Source organism: Archangium sp., from assembly GCF_036277355.1.
In the GTDB taxonomy this organism is placed as follows: Bacteria; Myxococcota; Myxococcia; order Myxococcales; family Myxococcaceae; genus Archangium.
The window spans coordinates 1-22,204 of the sequence record NZ_DASUNC010000040.1 but is presented as its reverse complement, the minus strand read 5'-3'; the positions used below and the strand labels follow the sequence as shown (position 1 = coordinate 22,204).

General features: G+C 69.8%; 21 protein-coding genes. 12 read left to right on the top strand and 9 right to left on the bottom strand.

Going from position 1 to position 22,204, the window contains the following annotated elements; all coding sequences use genetic code 11:
• Positions 1-26: 26 nt before the first annotated feature.
• Positions 27-1,268 carry a hypothetical protein gene (locus VFZ09_RS09830; RefSeq protein ID WP_329727254.1) on the bottom strand — a complete coding sequence of 414 codons (1,242 nt, stop codon included), beginning with the start codon at positions 1,266-1,268 and terminating at the stop codon, positions 27-29.
• Positions 1,269-1,394: 126 nt separating this feature from the next.
• The gene (locus tag VFZ09_RS09825; protein WP_329727253.1) at positions 1,395-2,294 is read right to left on the bottom strand and encodes an SRPBCC family protein; all 900 of its coding nucleotides are present in this window, start codon (positions 2,292-2,294) and stop codon (positions 1,395-1,397) included.
• A 224-nt stretch (positions 2,295-2,518) separates the two neighbouring features.
• On the opposite strand from VFZ09_RS09825, the gene VFZ09_RS09820 reads away from it, so the two are divergent.
• Complete coding sequence (locus tag VFZ09_RS09820; RefSeq protein WP_329727252.1) at positions 2,519-3,211, top strand: hypothetical protein; 693 nt, start codon at positions 2,519-2,521, stop codon at positions 3,209-3,211.
• Between the two features lie 11 nt (positions 3,212-3,222).
• The gene (locus VFZ09_RS09815; protein ID WP_329727251.1) at positions 3,223-3,789 is read left to right on the top strand and encodes a hypothetical protein; all 567 of its coding nucleotides are present in this window, start codon (positions 3,223-3,225) and stop codon (positions 3,787-3,789) included.
• 60 nt (positions 3,790-3,849) lie between these two features.
• On the opposite strand, the gene VFZ09_RS09810 is transcribed toward VFZ09_RS09815, so the two are convergent.
• The 3 genes from VFZ09_RS09810 to VFZ09_RS09800 all read right to left on the bottom strand — a co-directional run bounded on the left by VFZ09_RS09810 (position 3,850) and on the right by VFZ09_RS09800 (position 9,313).
• Complete coding sequence (locus tag VFZ09_RS09810) at positions 3,850-4,635, bottom strand: hypothetical protein (RefSeq protein ID WP_329727250.1); 786 nt, start codon at positions 4,633-4,635, stop codon at positions 3,850-3,852.
• A complete protein-coding gene (locus VFZ09_RS09805; RefSeq protein WP_329727249.1) occupies positions 4,632-8,465 on the bottom strand; it encodes a hypothetical protein in 3,834 nt (1,277 codons plus the stop codon). Before VFZ09_RS09805 ends, VFZ09_RS09810 begins: the two co-directional genes overlap by 4 nt.
• Positions 8,466-8,665: 200 nt before the next feature.
• Complete coding sequence (locus VFZ09_RS09800; RefSeq protein WP_329727248.1) at positions 8,666-9,313, bottom strand: hypothetical protein; 648 nt, start codon at positions 9,311-9,313, stop codon at positions 8,666-8,668.
• A 249-nt stretch (positions 9,314-9,562) separates the two neighbouring features.
• Between VFZ09_RS09800 and VFZ09_RS09795 the strand changes: the two genes are divergently transcribed.
• Complete coding sequence (locus tag VFZ09_RS09795; protein ID WP_329727247.1) at positions 9,563-10,138, top strand: CBS domain-containing protein; 576 nt, start codon at positions 9,563-9,565, stop codon at positions 10,136-10,138.
• Between the two features lie 39 nt (positions 10,139-10,177).
• On the opposite strand, the gene VFZ09_RS09790 is transcribed toward VFZ09_RS09795, so the two are convergent.
• Positions 10,178-11,251: a 3-deoxy-7-phosphoheptulonate synthase gene (locus tag VFZ09_RS09790; protein WP_329727246.1), complete on the bottom strand. Its 1,074-nt coding sequence runs from the start codon at positions 11,249-11,251 to the stop codon at positions 10,178-10,180.
• A gap of 196 nt (positions 11,252-11,447) precedes the next feature.
• Between VFZ09_RS09790 and VFZ09_RS09785 the strand changes: the two genes are divergently transcribed.
• A complete protein-coding gene (locus VFZ09_RS09785; RefSeq protein ID WP_329727245.1) occupies positions 11,448-12,521 on the top strand; it encodes a 2-dehydropantoate 2-reductase in 1,074 nt (357 codons plus the stop codon).
• A 143-nt stretch (positions 12,522-12,664) separates the two neighbouring features.
• Positions 12,665-13,342 carry a VOC family protein gene (locus tag VFZ09_RS09780; RefSeq protein ID WP_329727244.1) on the top strand — a complete coding sequence of 226 codons (678 nt, stop codon included), beginning with the start codon at positions 12,665-12,667 and terminating at the stop codon, positions 13,340-13,342.
• Between the two features lie 54 nt (positions 13,343-13,396).
• Here the strand turns inward: VFZ09_RS09780 and VFZ09_RS09775 are convergent, their stop codons facing one another.
• Positions 13,397-13,894, bottom strand: coding sequence for a sterol desaturase family protein (locus tag VFZ09_RS09775; protein ID WP_329727243.1), 498 nt, complete (start codon positions 13,892-13,894; stop codon positions 13,397-13,399).
• Between the two features lie 197 nt (positions 13,895-14,091).
• On the opposite strand from VFZ09_RS09775, the gene VFZ09_RS09770 reads away from it, so the two are divergent.
• On the top strand, positions 14,092-14,805 hold the full coding sequence (locus VFZ09_RS09770) for a lytic transglycosylase domain-containing protein (protein WP_329727242.1): 714 nt from the start codon (positions 14,092-14,094) through the stop codon (positions 14,803-14,805).
• 76 nt (positions 14,806-14,881) lie between these two features.
• On the opposite strand, the gene nagB is transcribed toward VFZ09_RS09770, so the two are convergent.
• Positions 14,882-15,622, bottom strand: a complete 741-nt coding sequence (nagB, locus tag VFZ09_RS09765) for a glucosamine-6-phosphate deaminase (protein WP_329727241.1) — start codon at positions 15,620-15,622, stop codon at positions 14,882-14,884.
• Positions 15,623-15,857: 235 nt separating this feature from the next.
• Here nagB and VFZ09_RS09760 point away from each other — a divergent pair, with 235 nt between their 5' ends.
• The 5 genes from VFZ09_RS09760 (at position 15,858) to VFZ09_RS09740 (ending at position 20,855) form a co-directional block, all read left to right on the top strand.
• Complete coding sequence (locus tag VFZ09_RS09760; RefSeq protein ID WP_329727240.1) at positions 15,858-16,895, top strand: ATP-dependent 6-phosphofructokinase; 1,038 nt, start codon at positions 15,858-15,860, stop codon at positions 16,893-16,895.
• Between the two features lie 29 nt (positions 16,896-16,924).
• Positions 16,925-17,695: a xanthine dehydrogenase accessory protein XdhC gene (gene xdhC, locus VFZ09_RS09755; protein ID WP_329727239.1), complete on the top strand. Its 771-nt coding sequence runs from the start codon at positions 16,925-16,927 to the stop codon at positions 17,693-17,695.
• 9 nt (positions 17,696-17,704) lie between these two features.
• Entirely contained in the window at positions 17,705-18,493 is a 789-nt protein-coding gene (locus VFZ09_RS09750; protein WP_329727238.1) for an endonuclease/exonuclease/phosphatase family protein, read from the top strand.
• A gap of 310 nt (positions 18,494-18,803) precedes the next feature.
• Entirely contained in the window at positions 18,804-19,640 is an 837-nt protein-coding gene (locus tag VFZ09_RS09745; protein WP_329727237.1) for an aldose epimerase, read from the top strand.
• A 9-nt stretch (positions 19,641-19,649) separates the two neighbouring features.
• Positions 19,650-20,855, top strand: coding sequence for a threonine synthase (locus VFZ09_RS09740; protein WP_329727236.1), 1,206 nt, complete (start codon positions 19,650-19,652; stop codon positions 20,853-20,855).
• 3 nt (positions 20,856-20,858) lie between these two features.
• Here VFZ09_RS09740 and VFZ09_RS09735 read toward each other — a convergent pair whose 3' ends face one another.
• A complete protein-coding gene (locus tag VFZ09_RS09735) occupies positions 20,859-21,164 on the bottom strand; it encodes a hypothetical protein (RefSeq protein WP_043406688.1) in 306 nt (101 codons plus the stop codon).
• A gap of 377 nt (positions 21,165-21,541) precedes the next feature.
• On the opposite strand from VFZ09_RS09735, the gene VFZ09_RS09730 reads away from it, so the two are divergent.
• On the top strand, positions 21,542-22,204 hold a 663-nt coding region (locus VFZ09_RS09730), incomplete at its 3' end, for a transposase (RefSeq protein ID WP_329727235.1).

Here is a 22,204-nt window from a genome sequence, read left to right as displayed (position 1 = left end):
AGGTGGGCGCGTCGGTGCGCCGACACTCAGCGCTTCGGCCAGTCCGCCAGGAGCCGCACGGCCTCCGCCTGCAGGCTCCAGCCCACCTTGCCACTCAGGGAGCCCTGGCCCGAGCCAGGTGTCTGGGCCTCGAGGCGGATCTCCTTCCACACCGGGGCGCTCGCGTCGTAGCGGGAATCCCACGCGCTCCAGCGCACGCCTCCCGCGGCGGCCACGGCGCGCTGCACGCACGCATCGAACTCCGCCTCCGAGGACAGATACCGGAGCTGCTCGATGACGTGCGGTATCTCGCCCGCCCTCACTTTCGGGGAGGAGCGCGAGCCGGTGATGGCCCGCAGCGCCTGCGTGCCCCGGTTCCCCGGCAGGAACGCGACGTAACCGGGACGGAGCACCGCGTAGCCCCTGTCGGACGCACCGCCCGGCAGGGCCATCCCCTTGAAGGTCACCTCGTAGCAGAGCACGTCGGCCAGACGCTCGGTGCGCGCGGAGTCCAGCAGCGGATGACGGCGCAGCTCCAGCAGGACCGCGAGGAGATGGCCCTGCGCCGAGTCCTGGATGAAGAGCTTCCGCTCGCCCAGGACGCGCACGCCGAGGAAGGAGGTCCGCAGGCCGTCCTCCGTGATGGAGCGCAGCGAGAGCTGCACCGGCTCGCCCGTGTAGGGCCTCCACACGAGCCGCTTGCTGGTGAGCCAGTATCTGCCGGAGCGCAACACGCCATGGACGATGTTCGCGACGAGCAGCGACAGCAGCGCGAAGGCCAGGGGCTCTCCCCCCAGACGGTGGGCGGCCGGCCCCAGGGCGAGCGCGCCGATGATCGACACATAGAGCCGGAGCGCGAACGCGGCGTCCGCCGTGTCGCCCTCGAGCAGGCGCACCTCGCCCGGAATGGGTTCCAGGGGAATGGCCTCGGAGACGAGCCGATCGAGCCGGGTGAGCTCCTCCACCAGCGAGGGCGCACCGGAGACGGGTGCCAGCTCATCGAGCCGCTTGCGGACGAGCGCCTCCAGCCGGCTCCGGAGCATCCAGACGTCCCGGCTCATGGCGAGCACCGGGGAGTGCACCGGCCAGCCGTCCACCCGGGCGCGGTGCTGGATGCGCTCCATGGCCTCGTGGAAGGCGGCTTCGTGGCGCAGCACCGCGTCGAGCGCACCGGGCTGCGCGCGCAGGCGGCGCTTCCACCTGGCGCCCGAGAGCAGCGACTCCAGCGCGGCGTAGCGCTCGCGCGAGGCCTCCACCACCTCGACACGGCCCTCGAGCTGACGGCGCATGTCCTCGGCGGAGGGGAACTCCCCACGGGAGCCAGAGGAAACCTCTGTGCGCACGCGCTCGGACATGGTGGCCGTGCAGCATAACGGGTGCGCGGGCCCGTGGCGTCCGCGCGCGGCCCACCGGTGTCAGGTCGGCGACGCCGTCTGCCCCTCGGCCGGAGCCGGAGCAGGAGCGGGAGTCGGCGCCGGAACAGTGGGCGAGGACTCCACGGGCGCCTGCTCGCCGGAGGGAACCCCCGGGCCCGGCGAGGCAGGAGCCGCTCCACCCTCGGGCGCGGGAGGCACGGCCACCGGGGCAGCGCCCTCGCCCGCATCGGGCACGTGCGCGACCTCCACCGGAGGCACGGCCACCGGAGCAGCGCCCTCGCCCGCGTCGGGCGCATGCGCGACCTCCACCGGAGGAGGCGCGGACGGCACGGGAGTGGACGGTGCCGGAGCCTCGGCCTGCTCCACGGGAACCGGAGCGGGCGCCGGCTCGGGCTGGGCCTCGGCCGGGAGCGGGCCGGACGCCACCCGCTTCGCGAGCCCGGCCAGGCCCTCCTCGAGGTAACCGCCGAGCCTCGAGCGGATGAGGGGAACGAGGTAGTGCGCGAAAGGGTTGCGGCCGATGTCGCCCTCGTCCACCCACGTCACCCGGGTGCCCTGGCCCTCGGGCGCGAAGGCGATGTGGCCGTGCACCAGATACCGGCCGTTCTCCACGGACATGTCGTAGGCCACGCCCGTCTTCGGATCCGCCCGGGTGAGGGACAGGGTGCCGTTGCCCACGCTCCCGCCACTCCAGCCGTGCACGGCGCCCACGCCTTCCCGGGGCCCGCCGAACACCCACTGGCTGCCCGGGTACTTCTCCGCGCGCCAGGGCCCCCACTCGCGCCAGCGCTCGAGGTTGGCCACGTAGGGGTAGATCGCCTCGGGCGGAGCCTGGAGGGTCGTCGAGCGCTCGACGCGGAACGTCGAGGGCAGCACCAGACCGATGGCGAGCAGCAGCCCCACCAGCGTCGCGGAGGCGATCAGGATCTTCTTGAGCATCGAGAAATTCCACGGGCCAGCGGCACCCGGAGGGCACACCGTAGCAGACCCCACCGGTGGGTCGAGCCCTCCCCGAGGGCAGGCCGATGTCTCCCCCCCACCGGCCCCGCCCCGTCCGCCTGTCTGCCCTGCCGGGAAGTGAACCCCGTGTTCGCGGCTTCTCTCCGGGCCCCGGCTCGCGAATGATTCGCTCCGGGCCGGGATGGTCCGGAGGGGACGGAGCGATGCGCACGACAATCAACCCGAGGGGCGGTCCGGGCAGAGCGGGCCTCGCGCTCACCTGCCTGCTGATGCTGGCGGTGTCACCCGTCGCCCGGGCGCAGCAGGACCCGGAGGACCTGGACATTCCGGACACGGAGCAGGAGGAGACGGTGGCCACGCCCGCGCCCACGGATCCGGACGCCGCGCCGCCGTGGAACACCCGGTTCGGCATGAGGCTGGTGGCGGGAGCACCCGAGGGCATTGGAATCGCGGCCCTCATCCATCCCCGGCGCTGGGCGCGGGCCCACGTGGGCGCCACGCGCAACAACCTGGGTTTCGGGGCGCGCGGTGGGCTGAGCCTCATTCCGCTCGAGCTGCTCATCTCCCCGGTGTTGGAGCTGGAGTACGGCTACTACTTCAACGCGGACTACGAGGAGCTGCTGACACAGCTGCACGGCCAGCCCACCACGCCGGCCACGGCCATCCGCAAGGTGGGCTACCACCAGGTGAGCGGCCACGTCGGGCTGGAATTCTCGCCCGCGCGCTACGTGACGATCTTCGGGGGCGTGGGCATCAGCTACTGGTTCATCGAGGTGGCCGACGCCAAGGCCTTCATCCGCGAGGCCGGGGAGGATCCGGAGCTCACCGCCCGGCCGCTCAACATCGGCCTCTCCAGCCCGGTGGCGAAGCTGGGCCTCCTCATCTACTTCAACTGACAGGCTCCCCCATGCGTGCCCTTTCCCGCGTCCTGCTGTCGACCGCCCTCACGTTGTTCGCTCCCGGCTGCCGGAAGATCGCCGACACCTTCTTCGTGGTGAACGCCGAGACGGAGGAGATCTGCAAGAGCCAGCGGAGCATCGAATTCGCCGCCGCCGGGCCGGACACTCGGACGCTCACGTACGTCTTCGAGTTCCCGCTGGGGCAGTTGGGCGCGGACCTGCCCGAGGGGCGGCTCGAGACGGACTTCCGGCTGAGGCTGTTCCAACTGGACGTGACGGGGGGCGGCGTGGACCTGAGCGGGCTGGAGTCCGCGAAGGTGTCCTTGAGGCGGGTGGGAGCGGACGAGGTCATCCGGACCCTGCTCGAGTACCAGCAGCCGTCGCAGGCGTTCTCGCCCACGCAGTTGACGCTGCGCGGGGTGGAGGCGGCGAGCGTGGCGGAGCTGGCGCGCGAGGACCGGCTGGAGCTGGTGTTCGAGACGCAGGGCACCCTGCCCGCCCGGGCGTGGACGGCGGACATCCTGGCCTGCGCCGGGCTCCGGGCCGAGGTGCACTACTTCGACTTCATCTTCTGACGGCGGCGCCCGCCCACCCGAACGGACGCTCAATCCGCGAGCGGTTGAATCCGGCGCCCCTCACTGATTCCGGAACCACTCCGCCGGGATGCCCAGCGCCGCGAGGATCCGCTCGGGCGAGCGCTCGCCCTTGATTTCGTTGACGGTGGGCCGAGACGAAATCACAGGCCGCGGCTGCGCGAATCTTTCAACACTCTCGCCTTTGCGAAAAACGGTAACGAAGAACATCTCGAGATTCGGCGAAGCAGTTACCGCATACACCGTTGCATGAGGAAACCGCTCCGACACAGTCATATCGGCATACCCTATGTCGCCTGTGCCGCTGGCAATGAGGAGTCCTCGCGGCGAGTCCTCGAGCCGGTAGTACCCTGGAGGAAGTGACTCGTCAGCATCTTCTTCCAACGCGCGGCGAGCCTCCTGTGCACGGACTCCTTCCACCAATGCGACAGTCTGCAGGGGCGTCCTCGCGGGCGAGTCCCCGGGGCTCTCTCTCTCTGGCAGAGGACAGCCAAGGGACTTCGCCAGAGCGTCCGGGCCCACATCGAGGAGCTCCAGCACCCCCTTTCGCCACGACATGACGGTCCACGGGTCGTTGGCGCGCTCAATCGAGTACACAGGCTCGGTGCACTCGAGGGAGAGCTTCTCGGCGATCTGCATCTCGGTGCCCACGTCCCTGGGGTCCGTCCCCACGATAGCGTGGTAGCCGCCACTGCCCGGGATGACCTCGAAGGGCAGTTCTCCTCCGTCCTCTTCGTCCCAGTCAGGCATCACGATGCCCAGGGCCCGGCCTTCCAGTCGGGCGGGCTCACCTGGAGCCAGGACCGCCCAGAGAGGCCACCGGCTCATGGCGCACCTCCAGACAGGTCTTCCGGCAGCCTGAGTGCCGCGCGCAACTGCTTCGTTTTGTTCAGGATCTCCGCTTCCTCGATCTGGATGAGTTGCGTACCTGGCGCATGTCTCTCCAGGAATCTCTCCAACTTATCTCGGGTCGGTCCACTCAGCTTGTCGGTAACGACAAGAAACGGGTTGCCTCGGGGGGACTTCGCGGCGTCCGCGAGTTGGTCAAGCAGGTGCTGGAGTTTTTCCGCCAACGCCTCCTGTGCTTCATTGAGCTTCCGAGTGCCCTGCTTTGCCCTCCAGGTGTCCAGCGATTGGCGCCATCGGTTTTCGTTCCATCCCTTTGCTTCCACCCCATGTTGAAGCCGCGAGCCCCCCATCGCTGTCAGCTCGTTGTCGATGATGTGCCCCTCTTTCAGTCTCACCTGCCGCCCGGACAGCCGGAAGCCAGGGAAGAGCTTCTGCGCATTGCGCTCTGTCAGCATCTCCACGGCGACGCCACGGAGTTGCTCACGCGCTTGCAGTTGAAGCTTCAAGTTCGCCGCTTCCGCCGCCGCGCGCCGGAAGAGTCCCCAAACCATCTTCTCGTTCCTGGCCATGAAGTTGAGGTCCTCCATCGGCAGGTTTGTCGCGAGCAGCCAACCCAGGTCCACGCTCGCCCTGCGCGCCTTCCTCGCCAGTTCAATCACTGCCTCGGCTTCCAATTCCGGGTGACTGACGAGCCACTCGGACTCCTTCAGGAATGCAAGCGGGTCCTTCAGGCTCGGAGCTCCCGAGCGCCTCAGCAACTCCGCGAGCGCTGGTTTCGCCGTACCGCGGGTAGCGGCGCGCAGCGCTTCCACCCCGGCAAGGTAGGCCTGGGCCTTGTCGGCCGGCAGAGCCGCCGCGCGCCGCGCCACCGCGTTGTAGGCGAGCGCCAGATCCTGGCCCTCCGCCGCGAGCAGCTTCAGCGCCTCCAGCGTCTTCTCGGCTTGCTGTACCGCGAGCCCCGCGCCGCGAATGCCCCCGAGGACCCGTGCGGCGGCCATCTCCCCCCGTATGGCGAAGAAGGCCTGCTTGAAGGCCTCGGCGCCCCCAGCAAGGGAAAACCGCAGTCCCTCCGGTGTCGCAACGGCCTTTCCCTCGGCGAGCGCTCGCTCCAGCGTTTTCACCAGGGCCTGGACGGACTCCACCGACTCACGCATTCCGGACGAGGCCCGGGCGCCAGCCGCGCTCAACACCAGCCCTCCCCGGTGGACCAGCTCACGTCCTATGCCCGAGGTGGCGAGCTTGTAGATGTCCCGGCCAGCCAGCGCCGCCATGGCCAGCTCATGCACGGCGAGAAGGTTCCGTCCCTCCGGCGTCCGCGACAGCTCGTCCCGGTACGTGTCCACCACCGCCAGGGTCGCCACCAACGAGATGCGGCCCGCGAAGAGGCGCACCGCCGCTCCGCGTGCCGCCGCCAGCGTGCCGCCTTGTGTTGCCGTGGCGGGCGCGCCTGTCAGCAGCGGCGCCCGCGCCAGGGCCGACACGGCGCCGTACACCATGTGCATCTCGCCGATGCGGCTCACTGCCGACCAGCGAAGTGACGCGTCCGGTGTGGAAGCGAGCAGGGCCAGCTCCATGGCCGTCATCAAGTGCGTGCGCGGTTGTGGCCCATGGACTTCCACCCGCGCCCACTCCAGTGGGTGCAGAGCCCGGCTGCGCGGCGCCTCGTCCACCGAGGACAGGTAGCGGGCCTGGAACGCCTGCCGCACCGGCTGGAAGTACAGCGCCATGCGCCTGGAGGGCCCCACCTCTTCTCCGGGCAGAGCGGGTTCGGCGCCCAGGCGCACTCCCTGCTGCACCTCCCACGCCTCGGGGGACACCAACACCGTGGACACCCACCCAGCGGGGACATTGAGCAGGTGTGTCGTCTCGTCCTCGCGCCCCAGGTGGAAGGTGGGCAAGGACTCGAGGAGGTCCAGCGTGAGGGGAAACGAGGCGAGTGCCTTCTGGGTGAAGGCCTGCCCCAGCAACACCTTGTTGTCCGGTGCGTTGCTGCCGAGCAGCTTCTGCAGCGCCCCACTCGAGGTGAGCTCGCGCTCCAGGGCGGGGAATTCCGGGTCAGGCGTGGACAGCAGCACACGCGTCAGCAGGTGCACTGCGTCCTCCCTCATGTCGGAGTTGAGCGCACGGCCCGTGAGGAGGGTGTTGAAGACGCCCACACGCTCGTCCGGGGCGAGCAGGGAGAGCACGTCATGGTCGAGGGCGAGGAGGGGCTGGGGCGCTTGCGGTGTCGCCGTGGCGAGGGCTGTCCGCAGAAGCTCCCGCCGCAGGGCCGCCAACCCGCCCGTACCCGCCCCCAGCCCCGGCCGCCAGTCACCCGGGTGGATGAGGAGCGTGCCCGGGTAGTACCAGGAGGCATTGCCCTCCGGGTGCTCGAGTGGCTCGCGGGCCCCGGCAACGGTGTTGAATTCGGCGCTGTAGCCCCGCCAGAGCCCGTCCTCCCCGGGGATGATGACGCGCGGGCTTCCACGAGGAGCGTTGCGCACGCGCAGCTCCGCACGCTCCAGGGATGTCTCCTCGGTGAGCAGCAGCAAGGTGCGCACCTGGACGCTGGAGCCATCGGCGAAATAGAAGCGGCCCACCACGCTACCCGGGGCGAGGACGGGCGAGCCATCCGTGACGCTGTAGCTCGCCTTGAAGCGTCTGGAGCGCAGAGCGATGGCCTTGCGCAGGGGCTCAGCGGCCTCTCCAAGGATGTGCCCGCGCTGAGACTCCTCGCTTGAAGGCTCGAGCGCTTGGAGGTACCGATCGAAGTAGCTCCACCCTGCCCCGTCCAGAATGTCCGAGCGTTGAGCCCAGCGCAGGCCACGTTCCACCAGCGCGGCGGTCGCGGCCCTGTCCAGGGAAGCCACCGCGCGTTGGGACTGGCTCCAAGCGACATCCGCCTCCAGCAGCGCCTCCAGGGCACGGCGCATGGAGGCGAGCAACTCCGGCACGAGCGCTGGCGGGTGGCGCACGCGCACGCAGACCTGAAGGCCCTCCACGGCACCGGAGGAAGGCGTACGGGGCTCGAAGTCAAAAGCGTCCGCCGCTGCGGCATCTCCGAAGAGCCGCGAGGCTATTTCCTCGCGCGAGGCGTACCCGGGAACCCAGAGCAGTTCGGGCCACTCCGAGTCCACTTGCACGGGGAAGGAGGCCTCCTGTGCCCAGAGGAGGGCAAGCGCGCCGTCTTCCAATCCCTCTGGCGTGTCATCCCGCTCCGTCTGGACCTGCTCGTCGTCCAGCCACTCTGGCGGGATGACCTCCCCAGGGGGGAGGCGCCAGGTCCGCACCAGGGCGGGTTTGCCAGTGTGGTACCAGGTCCACTCATAAGTGAGGGTGAGCCGCGCGCCAGCGCCCACTCCCTCCGGGACGTCTACCTCCACCTCCTCCCGGCCTGGCTCTCGGCTCATGACCCGGGGCAGCGTCGTCCGCGGGTGGGCCGTGTGCGGGTCTACCCGCAGCCGCATGTCCTCGCCCCAGTTCAGCGCGCCCGCGGCGATGATTTCATCGCCTGCCTCCACCACGAGGAGACCTGGGTCCACCACCCGCAGGGACAGAACTCGGCCCCGCCAGTCTTCCTGGCGGGGACTGGGCGCTGCATCTCGCGCATGCGCCTTGACCGAAAGCGTCAACCGCTCGCGACTCGAGTCGCCACCGGCCGCGCTCTGGCTGGCCATGAGGCAGCTCGCGAGCAGGAGCGCCTGGAGTCGTCTGGCCCAGGGGCTGCCCAGGAAGGGCTGGTGTCGCGGTGCCACCGTGGCCGAAGGTGGAGTGCCAGGGACCTCCTCATCAGGGCGCTTCCAGGTGAGGAGTGCGTAGTCCTTCGCCATGCGGAGTGCCCTTGAAATGACAACCGCCCGTGAAGATAGCACCTGTCAGGAGGGGGTCCATACCCAGTCCAATGACTGGCGCTGCACGACGAAATGCGTGGACTGGCGCACCCAGTTGGGGTGGCGCAGGCGGGTGCCCAGAGACATTCGTCCAGGGGCAGCAACTCGAGGGCAGACACATCGCCCTCGGGGCCTCGCATCTAAGGCCTGCCCGCCCACGCCTCCACCCATTCGCGCGCCCGGGTGCTCTCCTTCATGAGGAAGTCGAAGTGCCCGGCCTGGACGCGCCGCACCAACTCCGCGTCCCGGGCGATGGCCTCGGAAGCATGCCAGGGAAAGATCCGGCGTGGAGGGGACTCCTCGTCCGCGGAGACTGCCGGAGCGGTCTCCAGGTAGCGGGCGTAGGTGGCGAAGAAGTGGTCGACACACGAGGCGACGGGGACGGCGTACAGCGCCTCGTAGACGTCGACCCACACCACGGGCTGCACACCCCGCGCGTCCGACAGCGACGGCACCGTGGCGTAGCAGTAGGCCAGACGGTCATCCTTCGCGAAGACGAGCAGCGAGCCGAACGGCGCCACCTGGTCCTTGCGCCAGTGGGCGTTCACCCGGTGCAGGTCGGGCCGCCGCTCGTGCCGCGCGGGGAAGAGGTAGAGTTCGTCCCTCACCCAGAGGTAGCCCGCGCGCGCGTACAGGGCCGCCAGTTGGGGGTCCATCGGCTGCCCCGCCACGGACGGCTCCACCGGGCCGCCGGAGGGAAGCGGGGGCTCCAGCTTCAGGGGATGGGCCCGGCCCTGGCACACCTCCAACAGGCGCTCGAAACCGGGCAGCGCGGTCGCGGACTGCATTCGGGGGACTCCTCTCGCGTGTCTTCTGCGGTCACCTCACTGTAGATGACCGCCGGAGTCATGTCACGAAACACACGGGGCAGGTTGCCCCCCGCCCCGTGGAGGCGGGACGCAGCCCTTGCGCCCCTCGCGGGCCCGGGACGCAGACGCTGCGCGCCGGACAGATGGGCCTCACCTCTGGACGCTCCCGGCTTCAGGATGGCCAGCGCCTTGCTAGCTTGTGAGCGGAAGAACTCACGAGGAACCGCCATGACCCATGCCGTCGACGACTTCATGACCCGCACCGTGCACACCATTGGTACGCAGAGCCCCCTGGCCGAGGCGCACCGGCTCATGAACGAGCACGCCATCCGCCACCTGCCCGTGCTGGAGGGCGGGAAGCTGGTGGGGATGGTGTCCATGAGGGATCTGCACCTCATCGAGACGCTCAAGGGCGTGGACCCGAAGGAGGTGGCGGTGGAGGAGGCCATGTCCCAGGAGGCCTATACGGTGCGGCCGGGGACGCCGCTGCTCGAGGTGGCGCGCACCATGGCCCTGCACAAGTACGGCTCCGCCGTGGTCGCCCAGGACGGCCGCGTGCAGGGCATCTTCACCACGGTGGATGCGATGCGAGCGCTGGAGACGCTCCTCGCCTCGCCCCTGGCGGAGCAGGCTCCCGCGCCCCGGCGGAAGACCCCGCCCCGGCAGCTCGCCAAGAAGGCGGCGCCCCGGAAGGCCGCGGCCCGCAAGGGAGCCGGTGGCGCGGCGAAGCGCCCGGCCGGCAAGAGCACCGCGAAGCGCCCGGCGCGGAAGGTGGCTCCGGCGCCCAAGCGCGGCGGGCGCTGAACGTCAGCGCCTCGGTGTCACCTCACGAGCGGAACGGACTCACGCCGCGCGGCGCTTCGGCAGCGTGCCGCGCAGCACCTCGTGGGCGTTCAGCAGCATCTCCTCGGTGGTCTCCCAGCTCACGCACGCATCCGTCACCGAGCAGCCATAGCGCAGCTGCGACAGGTCCGCGGGGATGGGCTGGGTGCCGGCCTCGATGAAGCTCTCGATCATCACGCCGACCACCGAGCGGTTGCCCTCGCGGATCTGGTGCATCACGTCGCGCATCACCAGCGGCTGCAGCTCCGGCTTCTTCCACGAGTTGGAGTGCGAGCAGTCCACCACGATGTTGCCCGGCAGCTTCGCCTTGGCGAGCGCCTGCTCGGCGAGCGAGACGGACACCGTGTCGTAGTTGGGCCGCCCGCCCCCGCCCCGGAGCACCAGGTGGCCGTAGCCGTTGCCCCGCGTCCGGATGATGGCCGACTCGCCCCGCTCGTTGAGCCCCAGGAAGCTGTGCGGACGCGACGCCGAGAGGATGCCGTTGACGCCCGCCTCCAGCGAGCCGTCCGTGCTGTTCTTGAACCCCACCGGAGTCGACAGCCCCGAGGCCATCTCGCGGTGCGTCTGCGACTCCGCGGTGCGCGCGCCAATCGCCGTCCAGGAGATCAAATCTCCGTAGTACTGCGGCGCGATCGGATCCAGCGCCTCGGTCGCCGCCGGCAGGCCGAGCTCGGCCACGTCCAGCAGGAAGCGGCGGCCGCGCTCCATGCCTTCCTCGATGCGGAAGGAGTCATCCATCCGCGGGTCGTTGATGAAGCCCTTCCAGCCGGTGGAGGTGCGCGGCTTCTCGAAGTACACGCGCATCACCACGTGGAACGAGTCCTTCACCTTGTCCGCGAGCTGGCGCAACCGCCGCGCGTAGTCGATCCCCGCCACCGGGTCATGGATGGAGCACGGGCCCACGATGACGAACAAGCGCGGATCCTTCCGGTCCAGGATGTCCATGAGGGCACGGCGCCCAGCGAGCACGGTCTCGGCCGCACGCTCGGTCAGCGGCACCCGCGTCTTGATCTCCGCGGGAGAGGGCATCTGGTCGATGCCGGCGACATTCAGGTTTTCGGTACGAGCGGTCATGAGGGCAGAGGGGCGTGAAGGGGGCGCGGAAGCGGGGAAGACGGGAATACTAGCGCGGGGGGGGCCGGAGATCTCGTCCTGAAGGGACCGAGCCCCGGCGGCGTCGCGGGCGGGGGGACAACCGCCGGTCCCGGCATGGACTTCCTGGTGAAGCGGCCGCGTGTCCGGGCCCGGCTCGTGGTAGGCAACGGCGGCCATGGACCCAGCACAGACAGCTCCCCGAGTCCTCGTCGTCGGTTGTGGCGGAATCGGCGGTGTCATCCTGTCCCGCCTGATGGAGGCCGGCGGGAATGTGACCGCGGTGGCCCGCCGCGAGGAGATCGCCCGCGTGCTCCGGACGCGCGGCCCGGTGCTGCGCGACGAGAAGGGCGAGCGCACCGTTCGCGGGCACCTGGAGGTCTTCGTCGAGCCGCCCCGGGAGGGGGCCTACGACTTCATCCTGCTCGCCACGCCGCCCAACGGGGTGGAGGCGGCCGCCCGGGAAACGGCCCACCTGCTGGCTCCCGAGGGGGCCATGGTGGTGCTCCAGAACGGGCTGTGCGAGGAGCTGGTGGCCCGGGTGGTGGGCGAGGACCGGGTGCTCGGCGCCATCGTGGCCTGGGGCGCGTCGTCCCCGGAGACCGGCGTCTACGAGCGGACCTCCTCGGGGGGCTTCGCGGTGGGCGCGCTCTCCGGCGGGCAGGACCCGAGGCTCGCCCGGCTGGCCGAGGTGCTGCGCGCGGTGAGCGAGGTGGCCTTCACGGAGAACCTGCGGGGCGCGCGGTGGAGCAAGCTGGCGATCAACTGCGCCATCTCCACCCTGGGCACCGTGGGGGGAAGCAGGGTGGGGCCGCTGCTGCTGCACCGCTTCGTCCGGCGGCTCGCGATGGAGGTCTTCACCGAGGTCTTCCAGGTGGCCCGCGCCGAGAACGTGAAGCTGGAGAAGGTGGCCTCCACGGTGGACCTGGAGTGGCTCACGCTGAAGGAGTCCGAGCAGCACGCGCGGGGCTCGCTCAGCCTCGTGGGCCGGCACGCGATGCTCCTGGCCATCGGCGCGAGGTACCGGCGGCTGCGCTCGTCCATGCTGGCGGCCATCGAGCGGGGCCGGGAGCCGCCGGTGGACTTCCTCAACGGCGAGGTGGTCCAGCGGGGCAAGGCCCACGGCATCCCGGTGCCGGTGAACGCGCGCCTGCTCGAGGCCGTCCACGCCATGTCCCGGCGTGAACTGAATCCCGGCGTGGAGACACTCCGCCGCATCTACGAGCAGACGCGGCCCCAGGGCCCCCATTAAGGTGGGGGGGCATGGGAAAGGACCGTCCCACCACGGTGTAGCCCTCCAACGAGTGCGGTGAGGTTCCCGTTGAAGGCCGCCCCGTTTCGTTTCATGGTTTCCATCCAGCAACGCGATGTGAAGTTCCCAAGGGGTGAACAACCATGGCGATGAAGAAGGCCACGAAGAAGGCAGCGGAGAAGATTCGGACGGCGGCCAAGAAGGTGGCCACGAAGGTGACCAGCAAGGTGGCGGCGGCCAAGAAGGCCCCCGCCAAGAAGGCCCCCGCCAAGAAGGCCAAGAAGGCCCAGCCCATTCCCAAGGGCTACCACATCGTCACGCCGAGCCTCGTGGTGCGCGGCGCCCCGGAGGCCCTCGAGTTCTACAAGAAGGCCTTCGGCGCGAAGGAAGTGGGCAAGGCGCTGACGACGCCGGACGGGAAGATCCTCCACGGCGAGTTCCGCATCGGCGACTCCATCGTGATGTACTCGGACGAGTTCCCCAACATGGGCTCCCGCTCGCCCCTGAGCGTCGGCGGCATCTCGTCGAGCCTGCTCATCTACACGCGTGACGCGGACGCGCTGTACAACCAAGCGCTGGCCTCGGGCGCCAAGGTCGCCATGCCCATCGGCGACGCGTTCTGGGGCGATCGCTACGGCATCGTCATCGATCCCTTCGGCCACCAGTGGCAGATCGCCACCCACAAGGAGGACCTCACCCCGAAGGAGATGGCCCGCCGCGCCCAGGCCGCCATGAGCGCCCCGCCTCCGGCCCCCCCGGCGGAGTCGGCTCCGGCTCAGACTCCGGCGGCGGAGACGCCTCCCACGACGCAGCCGGCCTGACGTTTCACTCGAAGTCCCCGAGGCCCCCTCCCCTTCGCACGGGAGGGGGTTCCCTCAAGCGGCGGGGACCCGGGCCTCGGCCAGGGCGGGCGTCCCCAGGTACTTGCGGCGCGTTCCCATCACGTAGTCGAAGAGCGGGTACGTCACGCACCAGTTGGCGTTCTGGTCCTTCCCCATGTGGTGGTCGTAGTGCCACGGCAGGTGCTCGCGCGCCCAGTTCTCGTCCAGGTGCGCCCGCCGGTGCACCACGTAGTACAGCACCGTCGAGGCCCACACCGAGGCCACGAACCACGGCGCCCACTTGAGCAGGGGAAGGTGGCCCACCACGATGGCCGCCAGCCCCAGCACCTCCTTGCTCTGCGGCGTCCAGCTCCACAGCGGCCCCCGGTACTGCGCGTCCACCATCTCGTGGCGCCGCGAGCGCTGGTGGTGCTCGTGCCAGTGGAAGCTCCAGAAGCTCTTGTGTCTCTTGCCCAGCCCGTGCAACACGTACCGGTGCAACAGCCACTCCCCGAAGTTGGAGTACACCAGGCCCAGTGGAAGTCCGATCATCTCGACTGCTCCTCGCGAGACGCCCCGGGCCTCCGCGGCGTCCCGCCTCAAGTGCCAATCCTCTGTCATCAAAATAATGACCACCGCGCCGCGCCGCGTCGGGTGTACGCGAGGACGAGGACGCCACCCCGCCCAGGGCACAGGCCCGGCCGCCGGAAGTTGGACGGGAGGCCCGAGCGCCCGTAAGGAAGGAGGCCATGCGGCGGAGACGGGACAGCGGGTTTCCTTGGGTGAAGGTGGCGCTGTGCGCCCTGCTGCCGCTCGTGCTGCTCAATCTGGCGGTGGCCTTCTTCGGCGACACCTCCGTGTCTCCCCTCTCGCTGTCCTTCCTGGAGCAGAAGGCCCACGCCCTGTCCGCGTACGCGCGCCACCGGTCCTCGTGCCTGTTCGAGGGGCATCCGGAGCTCGCGCCCCTCATCCGTGACACCGAGCGCCGCCACCGCCTCCCCACTGGCCTGCTGGAGGCACTCGTCGAGGTGGAGTCCAACACCCAGCCGCACCGCATCTCCCCCGCGGGCGCCATGGGTCCCGGCCAGCTCATGCCCTCCACCGCGAGCCAGCTGCGCGTGGAGGACCCCTTCGACCCGGCCCCCGCCCTCGATGGCAGCGCGCGCTACCTCGCCGAGCAGCTGGAGCGCTACCGGGGCAACGTACGGCTCGCGGTGGCCGCCTACAACGCCGGGCCCGGCAACGTGAATGGCCGCGTCCCTCGCAACGGGGAGACGGAGTTCTACGTGGCCCGGGTGCTCACCCACTACGAGCGCCTCCGGCCCCGCCCTCCTCCCCGGCCCGCGAAGCCCGCTCCCCCCACGAAGTCCACTCCCGCCGCGAAGCGTCAGGCCCGGCCGGTGAGCGCTCCCTCAGCCTCGCCACCGCCGAGCCGCTCGCCGAGGGCGCCGTGGACGGCATGAGCGACCGCGCCGGGTTCCTCGGCCTTCTGCGCCTGGTGCGCGAGCGCTTCTCCCAGTCCGTGGCCAGCGGCGGCTACTAACGCGAGCCGTCCAGGCCCCGTCCGGCCTCGGCGTCCACCCACACCTCCACGTTGCCGTGGAGCTGGAGGAACGAGGCCGGGCACATGGGGGTGATGGGGCCGAGCACCATGGCCGTCACCGCCGCCGCCTTGCTCACCCCGAAGGCCAGCAGGATGACGCGGCGCGCCTGAAGCAGCGGCGCCATGCCCAGCGTGAGCGCCGCCAGGGGGACCTTCCAGACGTCCTCCCCGAAGAGCGAGGCCACCGCCTGCCGGGACTCCCGCGACAGGCGCGCCCGGTGGCTGCCCGCCTGGAGGCCGTCCCCCGGCTCGATGAAGGCCACGTGCCCGTTGGGCCCGATGCCCAGCAGGAGCAGGTCCAGCCCTCCCGCCTCCGCCAGCTCGAGGTCGTAGCGCACACATTCCCGCTCGGCCCGCTCCGCGCTCCCGTCGAAGAAGTGGATGCGCTCGGGTGCCAGGTTGACGTGCTGGAAGAAGTGCCGCTCCATGTACGCCCGGTAGCTGCTGGGGTCGTCCGGCGCCAGCCCGAGGAACTCGTCCAGGTTGAAGGTCGTCACCCGCGAGAAGTCCACCTGGCCGCGCCGGTGCAGCGCCACGAGCTCCCGGTAGACGTTGAGCGGCGTCCGGCCCGTGGGCAGCCCGAGCACCAGGGAGGGCTTCTCCCGGATCGCGGCGGCGACGAGGGCCGCGCACGCGGCGACGGCTTCCTGCTCGGAGGCGAAGACGCGGACGTTCAAGGCGCCGGCCAGCATAGGCCAGGCCCCGGCACCCGACCAAGGAACGTGTCACCCGTTGGATGGGGCCCGGGGGAAGAGGCCGCATGGGTAGGCCCACGGCCCGGGGGGGCCCCGCCCGCCCGCCTCCGTTCCAACCTGGCCCTGCCCCACTGGCCGGATGCCACCGTGGCTGGCGGGCGGTTTGCGTCAACTTCACGCATGAATCGTCTTGAAGGTGGGTTAGAAGGGCTACCTCATGAAAGTCGCCGTCCTGACAGGCGGGGGTGATTGCCCCGGCCTCAACGCGGTCATCCGCGCCGTCGTCCGCCGGGCCAGCGCCCATGGTTTCGAGATGATGGGCCTGCGCGATGGGTGGAAGGGTCTCCTCGAGGACAACCACTTCCGCCTCACGCGCGAGACCACCTCCGGCATCCTCCACCGCGGTGGCACCATCCTGGGCACCTCCCGCGTCAACCCCTTCAAGGTCGAGAACGGCCTGGAGAAGGTCAAACGCGCCATCGAGCGCCATGACATCCACGCCGTCATCGCCATCGGCGGCGAGGGCACGCTCTCGGCCGCCACGCGCATGGCCAAGGAGGGCCTGCGCATCGTCGGCGTGCCGAAGACGATCGACAACGATCTCAACGGCACGGACTTCACCTTCGGCTTCGACACCGCCGTCACCATCGCCACCGAGGCCATTGATCGGCTGCACTCCACCGCCGAGTCGCACAAGCGCGTCATCGTGTGCGAGGTGATGGGGCGGCACGTGGGGTGGATCGCCACCTACGCGGGCATGGCCGGCGGCGCGGACGTGATTCTTGTCCCCGAGGTCCCCGCGGACCTGGTGCGGGTGGCCGAGCACATCCAGCACCGGCACTCCACCGGGCGCTCCTTCTCCATCGTGGTGGTGGCCGAGGGCACGCGCATCAAGGCGGGCGAGGACCAGCAGGAGCACCTGGTCACCTCGGGTGCGCTGGACGAGGCCGGCCGGCCCCGGCTCGGTGGCGTGGGTGCCATCGTGGCCAATGAAATCGAACGGCGCACGGGCTACGAGACGCGCGTGTCGGTGCTGGGCCACATCCAGCGCGGCGGCGCCCCCACGGCCCATGACCGGGTGCTGGCCACGCGCTTCGGCGTGCACGCGTGCGACATGGTGGCCCGGGGTGAGTTCGGCAAGATGGCCGCGCTCCGGGGCAATGAGATCGTCAGCGTGGACCTGTCGGAGGCCACCCGGGAGCTCAAGAAGGTGCCCCAGGAGTTCTTCGAGGTCGCCCAGGTCTTCTTCGGTTAGCCCGGGGCGGGGGTAGAGTGTCCCCTGCCATGGACCTTTACGCGCAGATGGCGGCCCTGGTGGCCGAGGGCCGTCCGTTCGTACTGGCCACCGTCATCGAGAGCGCCGGCAGCACGCCGCAGAAGCCGGGCTCGAAGATGGTGGTGCTCGGGGATGGGAGCCTGCGGGGCACCGTGGGCGGTGGTGCCATCGAGCATCAGATCATCCAGGCCGCGCGGGCCCTGCTGGAGTCCGCCGAGAGCACGCGCGTCATCGAGACGCACCTCACGCACGAGCTGGGCATGTGCTGTGGGGGCCGGATGAAGGTGTTCCTGGAGAAGCACGGAGCGCCGCCGCGGCTCACGGTGTTCGGCGCGGGGCACGTGGCGCGGGAGCTGGCGCTGCTGGCGCACCGGGTGGGCTTCCGGGTGACGGTGGTGGACGCCCGGCCCGAGTGGGCCTCCCCCGAGCGCTTCCCTGGCATCGAGTTGGTGCTGAAGGACCCCGCCGACTACGCGCGCGCACTGAGCGGGGGTGCCGAACACTGCTTCTGCATCACCACGCATGACCACCCGCTGGACCAGGCGGTGGTGGAGGCGCTGCTGGACAAGCCCTCGGCCTACCTGGGGGTGATTGGGAGCCGGCGCAAGGCCGAGCGCTTCCGGATGCGGCTGAAGGCCGCGGGCTTCTCCGGCGAGGCCGTGGCCCGGCTGCGCTCGCCCATGGGCGTGGAGATTGGCGCGCTGACCCCGGAGGAGATCGCCGTGTCCATCGTGGGAGAGCTCATCCGGGTGCGGCGCCTGGGTGGCTCGCCGGGGTAAAGAGGGCCCATGACGCTGAAGGTGATGACGCTCAACGTCCTCTTCGGAGGGCAGGATCGCTTCGAGTCCCTCCTCGCCCTGGTGGCGAAGCAGAACCCGGACCTGCTGGTGCTGCAGGAGTGTCTGGGCTGGGACGATGGCGAGCGCCTGCGCCAGGTGGCCGCCACGCTGGGCCCCGAGGGCGCCATCCACGCCCACCTGGGCTCCGCCCGCCCGCGAGGCAGCGGCAACTGCTACCACGTGGCCGTGCTCAGCCGCATGGCCCCCCGCTCCATCCGCGTGCACAACAACCCGCACTTCATCGGCCACGCGCTGGTGCAGTGCGAGTTCGACACCGGCGAGGGTCCGCTCACGTTCTTCGGGACGCACTACGACGCGCACTACGAGACGCTCCGCTTCGTCGAGGCGCGCTACCTGCGCTCGCTGCTGGACCCCACCGCCTTCCGCGAGGGCCTCTACCTGCTGGCGGGGGACCTCAACTCCCTGTCCCGCAGGGACCCCTACCCCGTGGACCTCGCCGATCAGCTGCGCCTGGCGGGCGTGGACAAGTACGGCCACCCGCCCCGCTTCGACGTCATCGACGACGTGGAGGCCTTCGGCTGGGTGGACACCCTGCGCCACCGGCCCGCCTCGCCCGCCTGGGTCACCGCGCGCCGCGTCCGCAACGGGGTGACGATCGACTACCGCACGGACTACATCTTCGCCTCGCCCCGGATGGCCGAGCGGCTCGTCAGCACCGAGGTCATCGACGTGGGCGAGGCCACCGACCACAACGCGGTGGTGGCCACCTTCCATTGAGCCCGGGCGGGCCCGGGCGGGCCGATGGGTCCTCCCCGTCGCTCGAGTCGCTGGTCGCGTAGAGGCTCGCGTGGTTCACCAGAGCCGAGGTGCGTGGCATCGGACATGCCAGGGTGGACACTCCACTCGCCGCTCCCCTGTAGCGGGATGTGCATGCACTCATGCACCGGGCCGCACACCCCTGCTCATCCCCGGCCAGGCCTGCCTGGAAGATGACATGGCGCGGCTCTTCCCGGAGTGAACGCGGGCTTTCTCCTGGTACAAGCCCGGCACCCGCGCCACGTCCGGCGCGGCGCTCCTGGAGGAGAACATGGTGGTGCTCACGGATGAGGGTTCTCGTGCGGAGATCGTCCCCGAGCGCGGAGCGCTCGTCAGCCGCTTCATCGTCGAGGGCGAGCCCATCCTCTTCCTCGACGAGAGCACCCTGGCCGACCCCACGAAGAACGTGCGCGGCGGCATCCCCGTGCTCTTCCCCGCCCCCGGCGTGCTCCCCGGGAACAAATACACGGCGGAGGGCCGCGAGTACCCCATGCGCCGCCATGGCTTCGCCCGTGACCTCCCCTGGGAGGTGCGCGGCCAGGACACTTCACGCGTGGTGCTCTCGCTCGGACACTCGGAGCAGACCCTGCGCGAGTTCCCCTGGCGCTTCGAGGCCCGCCTCGCCGTGACGCTGCTCGGCTCCGCGCTCCACCTGTCCTTCAGCGCCGAGAACCGCGACTCGCTGCCCATGCCCCTGCACCTCGGCTACCACCCGTACTTCCACGTCCCCCAGGCCAACAAGGCCTCCGCCAGCGTCGAGACCGATGCCTCTCGCGCCTGGGACAACCGCAAGGCTGCCCATGTCGCCTTCACCAGCCTGGACCTCACCGGGCCCGAGGTGGACATGCACCTGCTCGATCACTCGCTGCACGGCACCACGCTGGAGCGCGGACCCGGCCTGCGCCCCGTGGAGCTCGCCTGGAGCCCCTCCTTCACCACCCTCGTGGTGTGGACGCTCGAGGGCCGTGACTTCGTCTGCGTGGAGCCCTGGACCGCCCCCGGTGGCGCCCTCCAGACGCACCAGGGGCTCCTCACCGTCGCCCCCGGAGACACCTTCGCCTCCGAGTTCGAGATCAGCGTCGAGCCAATGGCCCGCTTCGTCCGCTAAAAGGCCGCCATGTCCTTCCTCTCCCATCTCGAGTGCTCGCGCTGCCGCAAGACGCATGACGCGGACCGGGTCCAGAACCTGTGCGACTGCGGCGGCCCGCTGCTCGTGCGCTATGACCTGAAGGCCGTCGCCCGCGCCGTGCGCCCCTCCGACCTCGCCGGCCGCGTCTCCTCGCTGTGGCGCTACCGCGAGGTGCTCCCCGTCCGCGATGACAAGAACATCGTCACGCTCGGCGAGGGCATGACGCCGCTGTTTCCCCTGCCGCGGCTCGGCGCGGAGATTGGCTTGCCCGACCTGTGGTTGAAGGACGAGGGACTGAATCCCACCGCCTCGTTCAAGGCTCGCGGCGCCGCCACCGGTGTGAGCCGGGCTCGGGAGCTGGGCATCAAGGCGCTCGCCATGCCCACCAATGGCAATGCCGGCGGCGCGTGGGCCAGCTACGGCGCTCGCGCCGGCATGTCCGTGACGCTCGTCATGCCCACCGATGCTCCCGCCATGAGTGTGTTGGAGGCCACCGCCGTCGGCGCCAATGCGTACATGGTACGGGGGCAGATTACCGATGCTGGCGCCATCGTCGGCCGCTCGGCCAAGGCCCACGGCTGGTTCGAGGCCGCCACCCTCAAGGAGCCGTACCGCATCGAGGGCAAGAAGACGATGGGGTACGAGATCGCCGAGCAGCTCGGGTGGACCCTGCCCGACGTCATCCTGTACCCCACCGGCGGCGGCGTGGGCATCATCGGCATCTACAAGGCCCTCCTGGAGATGCGCGAGATGGGCTGGCTGCCCGAGAACGTCCGCTTCCCCAAGCTCGTCGCCGTCCAGGCCGAGGGCTGTCAGCCCATCGTGAAGGCCTTCCGCGAGGGCAAGGACGTCTCCGAGAAGTGGGAGAACGCGTCGACTGTTGCTCAGGGCATTCGCGTGCCCAAGGCCCTCGGCGATTTCCTCGTGCTCCAGGCCGTTCGCGAGACCGGGGGCACCTGCGTCGCCGTGCCGGATGCGGACACGATGTGGGGACTGGAGCGCATCAGCCGCATGGAGGGGGCGTTCATCTGCCCCGAGGGCGCGGCGCTCGTGGGGGCCGCGAGGATGCTGCTGCGCGATGGGTGGCTGGAGGCCGGTCAGCGCGTGCTGCTGCTCAATACGGGCGCCGGCATCAAGTACCCGGATGTCATGAGCCCCAAGCTGCCCGTGCTCGAGTTGAATGCCACGCTGTGAGCCTCAGCCACCATCCAGGTCCCGTCTCAAGATTCGTCCATCCACTCCGATCGCATAGGTTGCTCCATCATCGAGCATGCCGACGGTCCTTCCGCAATTCTCCGGCTTGAACTCGATCCGGACGAAGATGATGTCGCCCCTTCGCAGTGCCCGGTACCTGTAGGAGACCTGCTTCTCGCCACATGGGAGGTCCGCCGGTCCTGACTTCAGGAGATCATCCGCCGCGATGCGAATGGCCTGGAGCGTGTAGCCATCTACGTCCACCTCCGGCTTCAAGGTGTGATCGAAGACGGGAAGCTGGACGCTCATGTCCTGGAGTTCCGGCTGCGGCCTCTTGGGGACGCAGCCGCAACCAAACAAGTCCCCCAGAACCTGACATGGCCGATGGGCACAGCCCACGAAGGCCACGCTACAGAGCAGGAGGAGCAATCTTGAATTCATACCCACCTCGCCAGCAGCAGCGCGCCAGGCGTTACCGATGCTCGATTTCGAAATTTTCTGAATCCCGCCACCTGACCACACCATACTGCTCGCGTTTCAGCCCTGATTGCGCATCCACGGTCCACCCCGCCTTATTCACGATAGGGCACGCGGGGTGACCTCGGAAAGAGGGTGACGCGCCTTACCTCCCGAGTGGTAGATGGGTGTTGTTCAGGCAACCAGCACCAATCGGCCGGAGGCGCGTCATGGGTGAAATCCTCAATGAGTTCGCTCTGAAGTTCAATGGTTCTGTGCGGCTGGAGGGGAGGGAGGAGCGGTTGACGGGGGAGGCGGGGGCGGTGGTGCTGCGAGAGGTGGACGAGCGGCTGGGGCTGACACGTTGGCTGGGCGAGATGCTGACGGACACGCGCGAGGAGAGTCGCATCACCCACTCGTTGAGGGAGTTGGTGCGCACGCACCTGTTGCTGCTGGCGCAGGGGTGGAAAGACATCGATGACGCGGACGCGCTGCGCAAGGACGCGGCGCTGAGACTGGCGGTCTCGGACAGCAAGAGCACCGGGCCGCTGAAACAGGAGGAAGGAAGGCCGGAGGGACTGGCCTCGCAGCCGACGTTGTCGCGGCTGACAGCCATGCTGGCGCAGGAGGGCAACCGCGAGGTGCTGAGGCAGGCACTGGTATGGCTGACAGGCCGGAGACTGAGGGCAGCGCAGCCCGGGGGCGAGCGGCTGAAGCAGGGGACGGTGGACGTGGATGGACTGCCGGTGGATGTGCACGGGCACCAGGAGGGCAGCGCGTACAACAGGCACTATGGAGTGCGCATGTACCATCCGCTGGTGGCCAGCATCGCGGAGACGGGGGACTTGCTGGACGTGAGGCTGCGCGAGGGCAACGTGCACAGCGCCAGTGGA

Bases quoted from the DNA above. Each gene is read 5' to 3' on its own strand.
- VFZ09_RS09825 (WP_329727253.1), bottom strand. From the start codon at position 2,294: ATGCTCAAGAAGATCCTGATCGCCTCCGCGACGCTGGTGGGGCTGCTG.
- VFZ09_RS09780 (WP_329727244.1), top strand. From the start codon at position 12,665: ATGGCGATGAAGAAGGCCACGAAGAAGGCAGCGGAGAAGATTCGGACG.
- VFZ09_RS09830 (WP_329727254.1), bottom strand. From the start codon at position 1,268: ATGCGCCGTCAGCTCGAGGGCCGTGTCGAGGTGGTGGAGGCCTCGCGC.
- VFZ09_RS09800 (WP_329727248.1), bottom strand. From the start codon at position 9,313: ATGCAGTCCGCGACCGCGCTGCCCGGTTTCGAGCGCCTGTTGGAGGTG.
- VFZ09_RS09760 (WP_329727240.1), top strand. From the start codon at position 15,858: ATGAAAGTCGCCGTCCTGACAGGCGGGGGTGATTGCCCCGGCCTCAAC.
- VFZ09_RS09770 (WP_329727242.1), top strand. From the start codon at position 14,092: ATGCGGCGGAGACGGGACAGCGGGTTTCCTTGGGTGAAGGTGGCGCTG.
- VFZ09_RS09795 (WP_329727247.1), top strand. From the start codon at position 9,563: ATGACCCATGCCGTCGACGACTTCATGACCCGCACCGTGCACACCATT.
- VFZ09_RS09775 (WP_329727243.1), bottom strand. From the start codon at position 13,894: ATGATCGGACTTCCACTGGGCCTGGTGTACTCCAACTTCGGGGAGTGG.
- VFZ09_RS09740 (WP_329727236.1), top strand. From the start codon at position 19,650: ATGTCCTTCCTCTCCCATCTCGAGTGCTCGCGCTGCCGCAAGACGCAT.
- VFZ09_RS09810 (WP_329727250.1), bottom strand. From the start codon at position 4,635: ATGAGCCGGTGGCCTCTCTGGGCGGTCCTGGCTCCAGGTGAGCCCGCC.
- VFZ09_RS09735 (WP_043406688.1), bottom strand. From the start codon at position 21,164: ATGAGCGTCCAGCTTCCCGTCTTCGATCACACCTTGAAGCCGGAGGTG.
- xdhC (WP_329727239.1), top strand. From the start codon at position 16,925: ATGGACCTTTACGCGCAGATGGCGGCCCTGGTGGCCGAGGGCCGTCCG.
- VFZ09_RS09785 (WP_329727245.1), top strand. From the start codon at position 11,448: ATGGACCCAGCACAGACAGCTCCCCGAGTCCTCGTCGTCGGTTGTGGC.
- VFZ09_RS09815 (WP_329727251.1), top strand. From the start codon at position 3,223: ATGCGTGCCCTTTCCCGCGTCCTGCTGTCGACCGCCCTCACGTTGTTC.
- VFZ09_RS09790 (WP_329727246.1), bottom strand. From the start codon at position 11,251: ATGACCGCTCGTACCGAAAACCTGAATGTCGCCGGCATCGACCAGATG.
- VFZ09_RS09820 (WP_329727252.1), top strand. From the start codon at position 2,519: ATGCGCACGACAATCAACCCGAGGGGCGGTCCGGGCAGAGCGGGCCTC.
- VFZ09_RS09750 (WP_329727238.1), top strand. From the start codon at position 17,705: ATGACGCTGAAGGTGATGACGCTCAACGTCCTCTTCGGAGGGCAGGAT.
- VFZ09_RS09805 (WP_329727249.1), bottom strand. From the start codon at position 8,465: ATGGCGAAGGACTACGCACTCCTCACCTGGAAGCGCCCTGATGAGGAG.
- VFZ09_RS09745 (WP_329727237.1), top strand. From the start codon at position 18,804: ATGGTGGTGCTCACGGATGAGGGTTCTCGTGCGGAGATCGTCCCCGAG.